At 37.2% G+C, this 14558-nt stretch carries 12 protein-coding genes; 10 read left to right on the top strand and 2 right to left on the bottom strand.

Translation table 11 applies throughout. The features are described from left to right. Nucleotides 1–619: 619 nt before the first annotated feature. The 6 genes from ACKU4N_RS16205 (at nt 620) to ACKU4N_RS16180 (ending at nt 4076) form a co-directional block, all read left to right on the top strand. A complete protein-coding gene (locus ACKU4N_RS16205) occupies nt 620–874 on the top strand; it encodes a DUF8828 family protein (protein WP_101310164.1) in 255 nt (84 codons plus the stop codon). Between the two features lie 21 nt (nt 875–895). Next, a complete protein-coding gene (locus ACKU4N_RS16200) occupies nt 896–1084 on the top strand; it encodes a PspC domain-containing protein (protein ID WP_321318119.1) in 189 nt (62 codons plus the stop codon). Between the two features lie 276 nt (nt 1085–1360). Further along, entirely contained in the window at nt 1361–2074 is a 714-nt protein-coding gene (locus ACKU4N_RS16195) for a hypothetical protein (protein ID WP_321318117.1), read from the top strand. Between the two features lie 129 nt (nt 2075–2203). Beyond that, the gene (locus ACKU4N_RS16190; RefSeq protein WP_124992183.1) at nt 2204–2584 is read left to right on the top strand and encodes a pyrophosphohydrolase domain-containing protein; all 381 of its coding nucleotides are present in this window, start codon (nt 2204–2206) and stop codon (nt 2582–2584) included. 116 nt (nt 2585–2700) lie between these two features. Further along, the gene (locus ACKU4N_RS16185; RefSeq protein WP_321318113.1) at nt 2701–3486 is read left to right on the top strand and encodes a PhzF family protein; all 786 of its coding nucleotides are present in this window, start codon (nt 2701–2703) and stop codon (nt 3484–3486) included. 17 nt (nt 3487–3503) lie between these two features. Continuing rightward, complete coding sequence (locus ACKU4N_RS16180) at nt 3504–4076, top strand: pentapeptide repeat-containing protein (RefSeq protein ID WP_321318111.1); 573 nt, start codon at nt 3504–3506, stop codon at nt 4074–4076. Between the two features lie 62 nt (nt 4077–4138). On the opposite strand, the gene ACKU4N_RS16175 is transcribed toward ACKU4N_RS16180, so the two are convergent. Then, the gene (locus ACKU4N_RS16175) at nt 4139–5809 is read right to left on the bottom strand and encodes an alanine/glycine:cation symporter family protein (RefSeq protein WP_321318109.1); all 1671 of its coding nucleotides are present in this window, start codon (nt 5807–5809) and stop codon (nt 4139–4141) included. Between the two features lie 254 nt (nt 5810–6063). Between ACKU4N_RS16175 and ACKU4N_RS16170 the strand changes: the two genes are divergently transcribed. The 3 genes from ACKU4N_RS16170 (at nt 6064) to ACKU4N_RS16160 (ending at nt 10220) form a co-directional block, all read left to right on the top strand. After that, nucleotides 6064–6945: a zinc-dependent peptidase gene (locus ACKU4N_RS16170; RefSeq protein WP_321318108.1), complete on the top strand. Its 882-nt coding sequence runs from the start codon at nt 6064–6066 to the stop codon at nt 6943–6945. A gap of 60 nt (nt 6946–7005) precedes the next feature. After that, nucleotides 7006–7605: a BT1926 family outer membrane beta-barrel protein gene (locus tag ACKU4N_RS16165; protein ID WP_321318106.1), complete on the top strand. Its 600-nt coding sequence runs from the start codon at nt 7006–7008 to the stop codon at nt 7603–7605. A 122-nt stretch (nt 7606–7727) separates the two neighbouring features. Beyond that, a complete protein-coding gene (locus ACKU4N_RS16160; protein ID WP_321318104.1) occupies nt 7728–10220 on the top strand; it encodes an endonuclease MutS2 in 2493 nt (830 codons plus the stop codon). A gap of 553 nt (nt 10221–10773) precedes the next feature. Here the strand turns inward: ACKU4N_RS16160 and ACKU4N_RS16155 are convergent. Further along, nucleotides 10774–11952, bottom strand: a complete 1179-nt coding sequence (locus tag ACKU4N_RS16155) for a CD0519/CD1768 family membrane protein (RefSeq protein ID WP_321318102.1) — start codon at nt 11950–11952, stop codon at nt 10774–10776. A 243-nt stretch (nt 11953–12195) separates the two neighbouring features. Between ACKU4N_RS16155 and recQ the strand changes: the two genes are divergently transcribed. Continuing rightward, a complete protein-coding gene (recQ, locus tag ACKU4N_RS16150) occupies nt 12196–14310 on the top strand; it encodes a DNA helicase RecQ (RefSeq protein ID WP_321318101.1) in 2115 nt (704 codons plus the stop codon). Nucleotides 14311–14558: the final 248 nt, after the last annotated feature.

Below are 14558 nucleotides of genomic sequence, written 5' to 3'. Positions count from 1 at the left end.
TCCAACAAAGAGATAATAAAAAAGACTGTGTTGTCTTTTTATTATTTAAAAGAAACGTTTGCACTAGAAATCATTTTTATTGCGTAATTACATTGTTAGTTAGGTTGTTGTGTTTGTTTTTTAAGGGTGGGTAATTTAAACTGTATTTTTTAAGATGACAACATCTTTAAGGGTGGAAGAAAAAAATATGATAATTTTACATTAAATTATTCATTTGGTAGATCTTTCATAGTAAAATTATAAGCTGATATATTAATAATATCTCCCAAGAATAGAATTGTAAGCTTTTATAAGATGAAGCGGGAAGCTGTGCATCTGATTCATGAAAAATATCCTTTCGGTTACAATGATGAGATTAAATTTTAATGATTAGGAGACGGAAAAGGTTTTTAAGCTTTTAATTTTATAAGGGATGAGTAAAATTATCGGGTTAAAGTTGATATGAATGTTGTTTTTTTGCAGCGGGAGTTGAGTTTGAAGAAGCTAAAAATGAGGATACTGATTCATATTAAGTTTACTTGAGAAATAAAAAATCAGAATTAGTAAATAGTTAAGTCTATTTTTTTGCTTGGAGTTCAATCTCTTCCTATATTTACATCACGAAATTAAATCAAAAATTATGCTCCCAAAGTTTTTATTAGCAGACAATTCACAAGAGTTACCAGATACTCTTTTTATCGTTCACACACGTTCACCAAAGTGTATTATCGAATGTGATGTTGAAGATTTCAATTCCAACCAAACTGTTTATTGGCTGGAGAAAACTCCGGAAGATCAAAATCTGATTGAAGATTTGATGGATGAGGCTGAAACCTTCTACAATGATGAGTTAGAGAATCAGGAAGATCTTTATGATGAGGAGTTTGATGACTAATTAATTTGTAAAACAAAGATCATGAGTAAGAAATTGAAACGATCATCGGATAAGATGATTGCAGGTGTTTGTGCAGGTATTGCCGAATATTTAGGATGGGAAATTAGTCTTGTTCGGGTAGCCTATGTGCTGCTCTCAATATTTAGTGCTGGTTTTCCGGGTCTTTTGGTTTATATTATTCTTTGGTTTGTATTACCTGATGACAATTAGAAAATACAATGTTAAGATATATCGGGGAGAGCAATAGCTTTCCCCTTTTTTTATGTGTAAATCTGACTTGGTAAGCGAGCAATTAGAAGGCCGGTTTCTGTGTTTAATAACAGATGACAATTAAGATAATTATCATGATTTCCGCTTTCTTTTTCTTCTATTTTTGCACCGATTTTAAACAAGCAGGAGGGAATATTGACTAAAGCAAAATAGAATTTTATTTTAAAATGTTAGCTCTCTCTTTATACTAACAACAACACCTTAATTTTTTTACTGATGAAGTTTTTTAAATCTATCTTGTTGATAGGATTATTACTTGTCTGCGGCGGAGTAAAAGCAGACAATTTACCATCAAAAACCAGAGTAAACAGCAGTATTGATCTGGTTAGCCGCCATTTGTGGCGAGGCTTCAATAGTGGCACGGCACCAACTATCGAGCCTACTTTAGAATTGCAAACCGGCAAGTTCACTGTTGGTGCCTGGGGTGCATATTCTTTTGATGAGAGTTATCAGGAAATCGATTTGTATTTACAGTACAACACACCATTGTTTCAATTTAGTCTATTCGATTTTTATTGTCCGGCTCCTGATTTTTCAAATTCAAAGTTTTTTGATTTTGACAGCAATGAAAGTGTTCATTTATTTGATGTTTCGGCAAAGTATAAAGGTTGTGCTAAATTTCCAATTTCGATTATGACTTCCATATTATTTTATGGAGAAATGGATCGTGATGAAAACAATGATCAGAAATATTCCAGTTATATAGAATTGGGTTATTCGAATATGATTGGCGGAAAGAAATTCTCATGGGCAATGGGTTTTACACTTTACGATGGAATGTATGATGACAAGGCAAACCTTGTTAATGCAAGCGTTACCATGTACGATAAAATTAAATTAAGTGATCAGTTTTCACTGCCGGTTCGAGGTGGTCTTACATTAAATCCAGTAACTGAAAAACTATTTCTGACATTTGCTATCACATTATAATTACAATGAAATATATTTGAAAAGGCTGCCATGTGCAGCCTTTTTTTATGCAATCTGCCCGACAATTATAAAAGAATTGGTGATATTTAAACTTTAAAGTCGTTTTATGGAAAATTGAATGAAAAGAGTATGACAGCATTAGAAAAGGTGAATGAATTTCATGAAGCATTTGGTGTGAATGTTGAAAATACACCGGTAATTCCCGCTAAGGAAAGATGTGAATTAAGACAAAATATCATTCAGGAAGAAGTTGATGAACTGAAAGTTGCCTGGGAATCGGGGAATTTGGTTGAGGTGGCAGATGCTTTGGCAGATATTCACTACTTGATAATGGGCACTGTGCTCGAATTTGGTCTTCAGGACAAATATGCTGAGATTTTTAGCGAAGTTCATCGAAGTAACATGAGTAAGTTGGATGAAAATGGGAATCCGATCTATCGGGAAGATGGGAAAGTGATTAAGTCGGAATTGTATTCAAAACCAGAGATTGCGAAAATCTTAAACCGTTAGGATAAAATATCAGTATGATGAAACGGCCATGATTGAATAATGATTAACTCACATACGAAAATGATTAGTCACGAATGGTAAGTTTCATCGAACAACTAAAAAAAAATTATAAACAGATGAAACTTCAGAAATATCATGTTGATGCCTTTACAAATAAATTGTTTGGAGGAAATCCCGCTTGTGTTATCCCATTAGAAGGTTGGTTGGCTGATGAGATCATGTTCTCCATCACCAAAGAGAATAATTTAGCAGAGACCGCTTTTTTTGTAACTCATAAAAATGATTTTCACATAAGATGGTTTACACCTGAAGTAGAGATGGATTTATGTGGGCACGCAACTTTAGCAACGGCGCATGTGATTAAAAAGCATCTTAATTATAAAGGTGATGTAATTCGGTTTCGATCGGCAAGCGGAGAACTGCAGGTGAGTTTTGAGGCTGATAAATATGTGCTGGACTTTCCTTCCCGTATGCCTAAATTAGCTGAATTGCCCGAAATTATAAGTGCAAGTTTAACTATTCAGCCAAAAGAGGTTTATTTGGCCAGGGATTATGTATTGGTTTATGAATCGGAAGAGGAAGTGAAGGCATTAAATCCTGATAAAAATAAATTGGAACAAATCGATTTAGGACATGGCGGAATAATTTGCACTGCATTAGGTAATGAAGCCGATTTTGTGTCCCGATTCTTTACCCCCGGAGCCAGTATCTTTGAAGATCCGGTAACGGGTTCGGCTCATTGTAGTTTAGTACCTTTCTGGAGTGACCGGCTCAAAAAAAATGATTTGTTAGCTTATCAGATATCTGATCGACATGGTGTTTTGAATTGTACAAATATGAATCATCGTGTGTTGCTTCGAGGAAATGCAATAACGTATAGTGTTGGTGAGATTTATTTATAGAAGAAGGAATTGTAATTATGCCAAAGGTGTATATAGAGGATCAGGTTTTTGAAAAGAAGAATTATTCCTTGGAAGCTTTGCCAAAAGGAGAGTATGAGAATTGCCGTTTTGTGAATTGCTCATTTGCCAACAGTGATTTGTCTGAAAATATTTTTTTAGAATGTGAGTTTGATCAATGCGATTTAAGTCTGGCTAAATTAAATTATACCGCTTTTCGTGATGTGATTTTCAAATCGTGCAAAATGCTTGGACTTGGCTTTCAGGACTGCAATCAATTACTACTCTCGGTTCAATTTGAAGATTGTCAGTTAAAATTGGCTTCTTTTTACAAGTTAAAATTAAAGGCAACCAAATTCATTAATTGCAATTTGCAGGAGGTAGATTTTACCGAAACTGATCTTACCGGGGCGACAATGGACAATTGTGATTTGGGTAGAGCCGTTTTTGAGTATACAAATATTGAGAAATCAGATCTAAGAAGCTCTTTTAACTATTTGATTAATCCTGAAATTAATAAAATAAAAAAAGCAAAATTTTCTTTGTCGGGTGTAATTGGATTGTTAAGCCAGTTCGATATTGAGATTGAATGAAAGAAATTCATTACAGCAAAAAAAGAGACTCGTTTTGAGTCTCTTGAGGTATATGGGATGATTTAAATTTCTCCAGGATGTTCTTTTGAAAATTTATCAAGATAATTGTTCATTGTTCCTTTCATATCTTTTCGCAGTAATAAAATACCAATGAGGTTGGGAAGTGCCATAAGTGCAATGGTAATTCCCGAAAGGGTCCAGATAATGGTTGTATCAGCAAACGAAGCGATAAAGAAGCCAATGCAATAGATGATTCGGTAGGGAAGAACACCTTTTGCACCAAACAGGTAGGTTACCGATCGACCACCGTAATATGCCCAGGCAATAGCTGTTGAAAAGGCAAACAGAAGCAATCCAAGGGAAACAATCCATTTTCCCCATTCTCCAAAATAACTACGGGTGAAGGCTTCTGCGGTTAGGGGAGCCGAATGCATTAACGAATTGCCTTGAAAATATTCCCCATTTTCATTTACGTACTTTCCATTTTCAATGCGAAGTGTTCCGCTGTACAATTCTTCATCGTTTTTGTAAACTTTTACTTCTTCGGCAAGTGAGCGGGAGTTGATGATTGAAACAGGATTTTGAACAATTCCATTTTTCACCTGTAATTCACCAGAGAAAACGGGCAAATCTTTTTTCCCATTTAAAAAATTAAAAAGTTTATCCTGATCTTTTTTATCCGAATCGTTATATTGATCGGCCATAATCACCATGTCCGTATTTTGAAATCGGTTGGGAAGTTTTTCTTTCCAAACACCTGATGATAATATCACCAAACCAGTTAGAGAACAAATAATGATGGTATCAATAAAAGGTTCCAATATGGCAACCATTCCTTCAGATACGGGTTCTTCGGTTCGGGCAGCGGCGTGAGCAATAGGAGCAGAACCTTGTCCGGCCTCATTACTAAACAAACCTCTGTTTACTCCTCGGTTAAAAGCATAAGCAAAACCTGCCCCCAGAAAACCACCTGTTGCGGCAGTGCCGGTAAATACATTTGCAAATACAGAAACCAAAGCTGGAATGATGTTCTCGTAGTTGTAAAAAATAACAGATATTGCACCCACAAAGTAGATGATTGCCATAGCAGGCACCAGTTTATCAGTAACCTTTACAATTCTTTTTATGCCTCCCAAAATTACAATTCCGAGCAGCACAGCCAGAATTCCTCCGGTAATCATTTGATCGAAGCCAAAAGTAGAATAAAGTGAACTGGATATGGAATTAATTTGAGGCAAGCTACCTGTACCAAAAGAGGAAACAATTGTCATGGCAGCAAAAAATCCGGCAAGCCAGGGCATTTTCAGTTTGTTTTTCATGTAATACATCGGTCCGCCGGATATAAAACCTTTTTCGTCTGTTTCGCGATATTTGTGCGAAAGAGTAACCTCGACAAATTTGGTCGTCATTCCTAAAAAAGCAGTTACCAACATCCAGAATAAAGCGGCAGGTCCGCCAAGGTATATTGCAAAGGCAACACCGGCAATATTTCCTGTTCCAACGGTACCCGAAAGCGCAGTGGCTAAGGCCTGAAAATGAGAAGCGTCTCCCTTTTCTCCTGGCTTGTCGTATTTTCCCCGCACTACTTTAAGAGCATGTTTGAAAAATCTGATTTGTGGAAATTTTAGATATATGGTGAAAAAAACACCAGTGAGAAGCAGCAATAGGGTAAACCAATCGCTTCCTCCCAGATAGATTTCGATTCCGGCTAAAAAGTCATTTAGTTTGTGCATAAAGATAGGGGGCTTAGTAATTTTTGGATTAATAGATTTATTTAAAATCTTCCTAAGATAACGGTTTATTTTGAAAAGGCTAAAGTATTGGATGGACTAATCGCTTTCCTGTATTAGATAATTGGTTAAGTGTAGACTGAATATGAATAATCATAATTTGTAAAAATGACAGCCAACATAAGAATTGTATTTATTATATTTGGTGTTACGAGATATTTATTATAATTTTTTCTTCTGTAATCTAAATTTTACTAATGAATGGACTTATTGTAGTAGCTGTTGCGATCTTATTTATTTTCTATTTACTAAAGAAAACAAAGAAGAGTAGTTGGATGAGCCCGTCTTTACCCTTTCCGAAAGAATGGAAAGCTATTCTAGCTGATAAAGTTGTGTTTTATAATGCTCTTTCATCGGAGGAAAAAAAGCGTTTTGAGTTTAAAATACAGGAGTTTTTGCTGAATTGCAGAATTACAGGAATTCATGTAGATGTTGATGTTACTGACGAGGTATTGGTTGCATCGAGTGCTATCATTCCCATATTCGGATTCCCGGAATGGAAATACACCAATCTTCATGAAGTTCTTCTTTATCCGGCAGGTTTTAATGACAAATTTGAAACTTCAGGTACAGATACCAATATTTTGGGAATGGTTGGAACCGGATATATGGAAGGAAAAATGATTTTGTCGAAACCAGCTCTTCATCTCGGTTTTGTGAACGAATCCGATAAGAAAAACACCGCCATTCATGAGTTTGTTCATTTAATCGATAAAATGGATGGATCAGTTGATGGACTTCCCTCAATTCTATTGGAAAAACAGTATGCAATTCCGTGGTTGGATTTAATTAATCAGAAAATTGAAGAAATCTACAAGGATAAGTCTGATATAAACCCTTACGGAGGAACCAATAAAGCTGAATTTTTTGCTGTGGCGAGTGAGTACTTTTTCGAAAGACCAAAATTATTTGCCAGAACTCATCCAGAACTTTATAAATTAATGAGTGAGGTATTTAATCAGAATATTCAGGTTCGTAATATGAAAAAAATGAACCAAAGACTTGGGCGAAACAGCCCTTGTCCGTGTGGCAGTGGCGTTAAGTTTAAGAAATGTTGTGGACGGATACATTACAATTAAACATTAAAAAGAGTTGGCCGAAAATCATAAGAGTAGGCGTATTCATTAAATTACACTAAAATGAGAAAATTATTTTTGACAGGCTTTGCAATTGCATTTTCGTTATTTGTAATGGCACAGGAAAAAACAAGACAAAAAGAAGTTGGACTTTCTTTTAGTAATCTGGATGAATTTGGGATAATCTATAGGGTGGGAGATGAAAAGGCCCTTTGGAGGTTTAATGCAGTGTCTCTTGGAGGAAGTGAACGTAAAAGTGAAAATTTGCTTGATTCTGAAAGTGAAGACACTAGCAATAGTTTTGGTTTTGGACTAGGTTTTGGACGAGAATTTCGTAAGGTAATTGCGAATTCTCTTGAATTTAGATATGGATTGGATTTACGGTATAATTATTCTAAGTATGAAAATCAGAATGATAATTCTGTGTATAATTCTGATTCAAAAACCAATAGATTTGGGCTTGATTTTGTTGTTGGATTAACTTATGATATAAGTGATAAACTCGTTTTTGGAGCTGAGCTTTCGCCAGGTGTTGGTTATTCAATTTCTAAACAAACAACTAAGAATAGTGATGGGGATATCTCGGCAAAAATCGAAACTAAAAATTTCAGCTATGGTTTCTCTAATTCATCAGCGCAATTAACTCTCGCTTATCGATTTTAAGAAATAGATCAACTCAAACAGTATAAATGAAGGAATAGCACAGGTGTGTTGTTCCTTTCTTTTTGTGCATCCAAGTCTTTTATTAATTTTGCAGAAGAATTAATTAAGATTGTGAGCAACGCGTGATATATCCGGAAAATTTTGAAACAAAAATACGGTTCGATAAAGTAAGAGAACTGGTTAAAAAACAATGTTTAAGTTCATTGGGACGCGATTTGGTTGATGCCATTCAGTTTTCCAGTTCTTTTAACAGGGTAAATCGTTTGGTGAATGAAACCAACGAGTTTAAAACCATTTGTTTAGATGAGGATAGTTTTCCCTTAGGATATTTTATTGATGTTCGTCAGAGTCTCGAAAAAGCAAGAATCGAAGGAACTTATCTGGAGTTGGAAGAACTCTACAATCTCAAAAGATCTTTGGAATCTATTTCTGCCATACTTCGCTTTTTTCAGGGCAAAGAAGAAAAAGAATATCCACACCTGAAAAAGTTGACTGGCAATGTGAAAATGTATCCCTTCATTTTTGATCGGATCAATGCGATTATCACTAAAAACGGTAGAATAAAAGACAATGCCTCGCCGGCACTGCAGCAGATCCGCAGTAGCCTGATTCAGAAACAATCGACTATTTCGAAACGGATGCAAACTTTGCTGCGTGCAGCACAAAAAGAGGGTTGGGTCGATCAGGATGTGGCTCTTTCTATTCGCGATGGAAGGGCCGTTATTCCCATTCCGTCGGCTCACAAACGAAAAATAAAAGGAATTGTTCACGATGAATCGGCAACCGGTAAAACCAGTTATATCGAGCCATCGGAAATTGTTGAAACAAACAATGAAATTCGTGAGTTGGAATATGCCGAACGTCGCGAGATTATTAAAATATTACAGGATTTTACTGCTCAGCTTCGCCCCTATATAGGCGATTTATTTACGGCATTCGGGTTTTTGGCAAAAATGGATTTTATTCGTGCCAAGGCGATGTTTGCCATACAGGTAAAAGCGGTACTACCCAAAATGGTGAAAACGCCGACTGCCCTTTGGGAGAAAGCCGTTCATCCCTTGCTTTACCTAACCCTGCAGAAAGAAGGACGAAAAGTAGTTCCTCTGAGCATTGAGATTAGCGATGAGCAGAGAATGGTGTTGATTTCCGGACCAAATGCCGGAGGTAAATCGGTCTGCCTTCAATCTTTGGGACTGATGCAATATATGTTTCAGTGTGGTTTGTTGGTTTCTATGGGCGAGGAATCTAAAATTGGAATTTTCGACAACATTTTCATGGATATGGGTGACGAGCAGTCTATTGAGAATGATTTGAGTACTTACAGTTCTCATTTGATGAACATGAAGCATTTTCTTCGTCACTCGAATACTGATACAATGATTTTGATTGATGAATTTGGTTCTGGAACCGAACCCGCATTGGGGGGAGCCATTGCCGAATCAATTTTAGATAAGCTAAACCGCAAGAAGGTACGAGGCGTAATCACAACTCACTATTCGGGCTTAAAGCATTTTGCATCAGAGGCCGATGGGATTGAAAACGGAGCCATGTTGTACGATTCGCACCAAATGCAGCCTTTATTTCAGTTAGCAGTGGGGAAACCAGGCTCATCTTTTGCATTCGAAATTGCGCGTAAAATTGGTTTGCCCGAGGAGATTTTGAAAGATGCTACGGAAAAAATTGGTGAAGATCATATCAATTTCGACAAGCACTTGCGTGATATTGTCCGCGATAAACGATACTGGGAAAGCAAACGCGATAATATTCGTAAAAGCGATAAGCGGTTGAATGAGCTGGTAGAACAATACGATAAAGAGTTGAAAGAAGCCAGTAAGCTTCGAAAGGAAATTATAGAAAAAGCAAAAGAAGAAGCAGCTCAGCTATTGAACAGCGCAAACAAATCCATCGAAAAAACCATTCGGGAAATTAAGGAGAATAAAGCTGAAAAGGAGCGTACCCGCGAAATCAGAAAAGAATTTGAGCAGGTTAAAATTCAATTGACTGAGGGCGAATTGGAAGAAGAGGAGAGAATCAATAAGAAGATTCAGAAGCTGAAAGAGCGCTCAAATAAAACAAAAAAAGAGAAAGCAGGAGATGAATCCAAAGCTTCCCTTACAGCAAAAGCTAAAGTTCAGTTCAATCCTGATGTGATTGAAAAAGCCGATTTGGTGAAGCTGGATAATCAATCAGCCGTAGGCGAAGTAATCGAAATAAACAAAAAAACTGCTGTGGTGGCTTTTGGCAGCATTCTTACTTCGGTTAAAGTGAATCGATTGACAAAAGTGAGTCGGTCGCAGGTTAAAAAGGAAGAAAAAACTTACAACAGAACCTCTTCCTTAATTCAGGAAAAAATATCGACACGAAAATTGAGTTTTAAAGCTGATTTGGATGTAAGGGGAATGCGTGGCGAAGAGGCATTGCAGGTGGTGATTGATCACATTGATGATATCATTATGCTGGATGTTCACGAATTTCGTATTCTTCATGGAACGGGAGGCGGAATTCTTCGCCAAATGATTCGCGAGTACCTACAAACTGTAGATTTGGTGCAGCACTTTCGTGATGAAAAAATTCAGATGGGTGGTGCTGGAATCACTGTAGTTACCATGGAGTAAGCTTCCCGCAAGTATTTAAGACCTAAAATTTGTTCGTAGTTTGGTGTCCAGCACTAGCTTGGAGCCCCAAATTAAACAGTTGGTAGGTTCCATGCATAGCCTGGAGCCTCCAATTAAATAGTCTGAAGGTTCCCTGCAAAGCTGGGGATCCTGTTTCGGTATTGGAATTGTGCTCTTGCAAGCGTGTTTACCTGCACCGTAAATGTAGTTTTGTGTCCTGCACTAATGAAATACTCAAAATAAGCGGTGATGGGGCCATCTGCAAGTGTGAAGGGCAGCATCCGACTATTTTTGGCGAGGCTCTCAGCTATGCAGGGAGTGTTCATTCTATCGCTGGCAAGGCTTTTAATACATGTATGATCATGTTTTTTCAGTTTTGCAGTGATTCTAACAAGGTTGAATGATAGAAAATACGAAGTCAAATAAGGCTTTCACTATTGTTAGAAGCCAAATCGGGAACAATTTGAGGGTAAACAGATTCGCAGATCAATCCCAATTATAAAAAAATGCCATCTCAACAAGATGGCATTCAAAATATAGGTGTGAAATATATTTATTGAAATAGAGTTGTAAGTACGTAGAGGTAATGGGCAAACGTACCCGCGATTATTCCTCCAATTGTGTGTGACAGTAGGGCTTTCGATGTTAATTCCCGATAGTTAAGTGTGTCAAGCATGGCCGTGTGAGTGCTTAAATAACCACTCCAGCACATTCCCATTGCAGTAAATACAGCAATAACATTTCCGTCAATAATTCCCTTGGCAATAAATGCTTTTACCAATGACATTGCCGCACCAACAGCACCCAATGATGTTACAGGGAATGCAATTAATTCAGGATGCTTGAACCCAAACAAACCTTCAAACAACCACCAGATGTGTCCTGCTAATTCAGGTAGTAATGGAACTCCTTCGTAAGCAATTCCCTGATAACCTAAAGCCGCATCTTTAGGGCCGAAGGTCAGCATCATTACCATGGTCGAAATAATAAGTACGCCAGGAATAATAGCCAATCCTAAATCAACACCCGATTTTCCTCCATCCAAAATAGAGTTCAGAAACCGCAGAAATACTCCACCTTCCGATTTAAAACTGATTTTTTCAGTGGCTCCTTCAAAATCTGTATCTTTTCTTACAGGAATGTGATCTTTTATTAAGCGCTGCATCAATCTGGTCGAAACAACTGCACCAGCCAAAGCTCCTGCCAGGCCGATCAATGCTGGTAAAAATAGGTTTTCTTCGCTGCCTGGTATTTTAAGAGTCGACATAAAAGTGATTACGATCAAACCCATTCCAAAAGCAGTACCAAAATTGGTTAAAGAAACCAGTTGATAATTTTTAAAATACTTGCTGAAATTTTTATCCTTTGCCAAACTAATAATAGCCGGGTTGTCGGATAGAAAAGTTAGAACTCCGGCTAAAGCGGCAACACCTGGAAGGTTAAACAGTGGCCTCATTAAAGGAGCCAGAATTTTTTCCAGTAAACGAACAACCCCAAATTCAATGAGTAACTTGCCTAGTGCTCCTGAAAGTACAGTAATCCCCATGATGTAGAATACGGTATTCATTAATAGATCCCATGCCGTATTCATAATGGTGTTTAGCATATTGGCAACACCCATTTGGTGACCAACATAACCGAAAATTCCAAAAAAGGTTAGCAGAAACATTACCGCTTCATACCTGCGTTTCTTAAGGAAATCAGTTTCCTTAATCGACTTGATTGCATTCATAATTTTTGTTTGTGTGTTTGTTGTTTGTATTTCGCTGCAAAAGTAATTTTTTGGCTATTGATGGTGTTTTTTTTTTGTATGATCTTTATCAGGTTTAGGATATCATTGATATGTTTTAAAAAAGACACAGAGAAATCTTGTTTTACTTGTATTATTAATGAATTGAGACCTGTTGTGTTGATAAAATCATTTTTTAGCCAGGCACAATTGTAGTAGCTTTGCTGTCCCTTTCAAAATTGATCGATGACTACAGCCAGACGCGCCTTAAAAAAATATTTTGGATACGACCATTTCCGGCCTTTACAGGAGGAAGTGATTAAATCAGTACTTCAGGGTGAAGATGCCTTGGTAATTATGCCAACAGGTGGTGGTAAATCCATCTGCTATCAGATACCTGCCTTAATATTGGAAGGTGTAACTGTGGTTGTTTCTCCCTTGATCGCTCTAATGAAGGATCAGGTAGAAGGTTTACATGCCAACGGAGTGGATGCTGCTTTTTTAAACAGCTCACAGTCTTCGAAGCAACAGGCTGATGTTTTTGAAAGAATCTCCGAAGGAAAGCTAAAGCTTCTGTATGTTTCCCCTGAGAAATTACTCAGTCAGGATTTTTATTACATCCTGATGCAATTGAAGGTAAATCTTTTTGCAATCGACGAGGCACATTGTATCTCTGTTTGGGGGCACGATTTTAGACCCGAATACACCAAGATGGCTTATCTGAAAAAGCAATTTCCTCATGTTCCGGTAATTGCTTTAACCGCTACTGCTGATAATTTAACACAGAGAGATATTGTCAATCAATTGGGGCTCGTAAATCCAAAAAAATATAATTCTTCATTCGACCGGCCCAATTTAAGTTTGAATGTGGCACCGGGTAAGGATAAATTTAAAACCATACTTGGATTTTTACGTCAACGACCACATCAGGCAGGAATCATTTATTGCTTAAGCAGAAAAGCGACGGAAGGCCTGTCTGAAAAATTAAAAAATGCCGGCGTAAATGCTTCTTATTATCATGCAGGTTTATCATCTGAAGAAAGAGCCAGGCGACAAGAGGATTTTATAAATGATGAGGTACCTATAATCTGTGCTACCATTGCTTTCGGAATGGGAATTGACAAATCAAATGTACGTTGGGTGATTCATTACAATCTACCACGAAATATCGAGTCTTACTATCAGGAGATTGGTCGTGCCGGACGGGATGGATTAAAGGCAGATACATTATTGTTCTACAGCTTTTCGGATGTAATTGTTCACCGAAAATTTATAGAGGAATCGGCACAAAAAGAAGTTTCGCATGCCAAATTGGAACGAATCCAGCAATTTTGTGATGCTCAAATATGCCGGAGAAAAATTTTACTGAATTATTTCGGCGAGCATTTGGAGGAAAATTGCAACAATTGTGATGTATGTAAAAATCCTCCCCGCGTATTTGATGGAACAATCATCGCACAAAAGGCATTTTCAGCCATTGTTCGCTTAAAAGAAAAAGTCCCCGCAGGAATTTTAATTGATGTGATTCGGGGTTCATCACGTCAGGAAATTTTGAGTAAGGGCTATCATAAAATTAAAACTTATGGCGTTGGTAAGGATATTGCACATCAGGATTGGCAGCAATACATGCTTCAACTTTTAAATTTAGGTTTCATCTCGGTTGCCTACGATGATGGGAATGCTTTAAAGTTAACAGCTCAGGGCCGGGAAGTTCTTTTCGGTGAACGACTTGTAAATTTGGTTCATTTGGCTTCAATGAAGTCCGATCCGGAGGTAAAACCTATCCTGAAAACCGGGAAGCAAGAAGCCAGAGAGGGTTTGTTCGAAGCATTGCGAAAATTGCGTTTGCAAATTTCAAGAGAAGAGAACATTCCTCCGTATTTAGTATTCTCTGATGCCAGTTTGCAGGAAATGGCTCAGGAAGAACCTACAAGTGAATTTGAAATGAAATTGATATCGGGTGTAGGAGTCCGGAAATATCAGTTGTACGGAGACTTATTCATTAATGAAATTGTAGAGTTTGGTCAGAAGAAGAATCAGGAAGCCAAAAAGAGCGGTGAATCATTTTATCAAACTTATGAATATTACAAGCAGGGTTTTTCGGTAGAAGAAATTGCGAGCATCCGGAAAATTAATCCGGTAACCATTTATTCTCACTTGGCTTCCTTGTACGAAAAAGGAGCCGATATTGATTTGTCGGAGTATCTGAATTCCTCAGAGTTAGAGCAGATTGAAGATGCTTACCGGACTTTAAATGAGACTGGTAATGTGAAAGATCTCTATTTGTTTATGAAAGAAGAGGTTGAGTATTATAAAATACGACTTGGGATCTCCTATCTGAAAGTTCTTTCGTCCAGTTAATTTTAGCCTTAATCGTTCATATACCCACTGCATCGAAAATATTCGTATACTATAGTTATTTTTGTTAAATTAGTTCTGGTTTATTAACAAAATACCTGCAATTATTTTTTTTATAATTGCAGGTGAAGTTTACACCTTTAAATAACCTACTAATATGAAACGTCCATAATAGATAATTGTGACTCGCAGAGGAATGATTCTTCCAGCATGGTAAGTTCCATATGGCATAAACTTAAAATTATAATCAT

This window comes from Labilibaculum sp. (assembly GCF_963664555.1).
Lineage (GTDB): Bacteria > Bacteroidota > Bacteroidia > Bacteroidales > Marinifilaceae > Labilibaculum.
The sequence above is the reverse complement of the archived record's forward strand: the minus strand, read 5'-3'. Positions and strand labels throughout refer to the sequence as shown.

Bases quoted from the DNA above. Each gene is read 5' to 3' on its own strand.
- ACKU4N_RS16205 (WP_101310164.1), top strand. From the start codon at position 620: ATGCTCCCAAAGTTTTTATTAGCAGACAATTCACAAGAGTTACCAGAT.
- ACKU4N_RS16185 (WP_321318113.1), top strand. From the start codon at position 2,701: ATGAAACTTCAGAAATATCATGTTGATGCCTTTACAAATAAATTGTTT.
- ACKU4N_RS16180 (WP_321318111.1), top strand. From the start codon at position 3,504: ATGCCAAAGGTGTATATAGAGGATCAGGTTTTTGAAAAGAAGAATTAT.
- ACKU4N_RS16195 (WP_321318117.1), top strand. From the start codon at position 1,361: ATGAAGTTTTTTAAATCTATCTTGTTGATAGGATTATTACTTGTCTGC.
- ACKU4N_RS16165 (WP_321318106.1), top strand. From the start codon at position 7,006: ATGAGAAAATTATTTTTGACAGGCTTTGCAATTGCATTTTCGTTATTT.
- ACKU4N_RS16175 (WP_321318109.1), bottom strand. From the start codon at position 5,809: ATGCACAAACTAAATGACTTTTTAGCCGGAATCGAAATCTATCTGGGA.
- ACKU4N_RS16155 (WP_321318102.1), bottom strand. From the start codon at position 11,952: ATGAATGCAATCAAGTCGATTAAGGAAACTGATTTCCTTAAGAAACGC.
- recQ (WP_321318101.1), top strand. From the start codon at position 12,196: ATGACTACAGCCAGACGCGCCTTAAAAAAATATTTTGGATACGACCAT.
- ACKU4N_RS16190 (WP_124992183.1), top strand. From the start codon at position 2,204: ATGACAGCATTAGAAAAGGTGAATGAATTTCATGAAGCATTTGGTGTG.
- ACKU4N_RS16200 (WP_321318119.1), top strand. From the start codon at position 896: ATGAGTAAGAAATTGAAACGATCATCGGATAAGATGATTGCAGGTGTT.
- ACKU4N_RS16170 (WP_321318108.1), top strand. From the start codon at position 6,064: ATGAATGGACTTATTGTAGTAGCTGTTGCGATCTTATTTATTTTCTAT.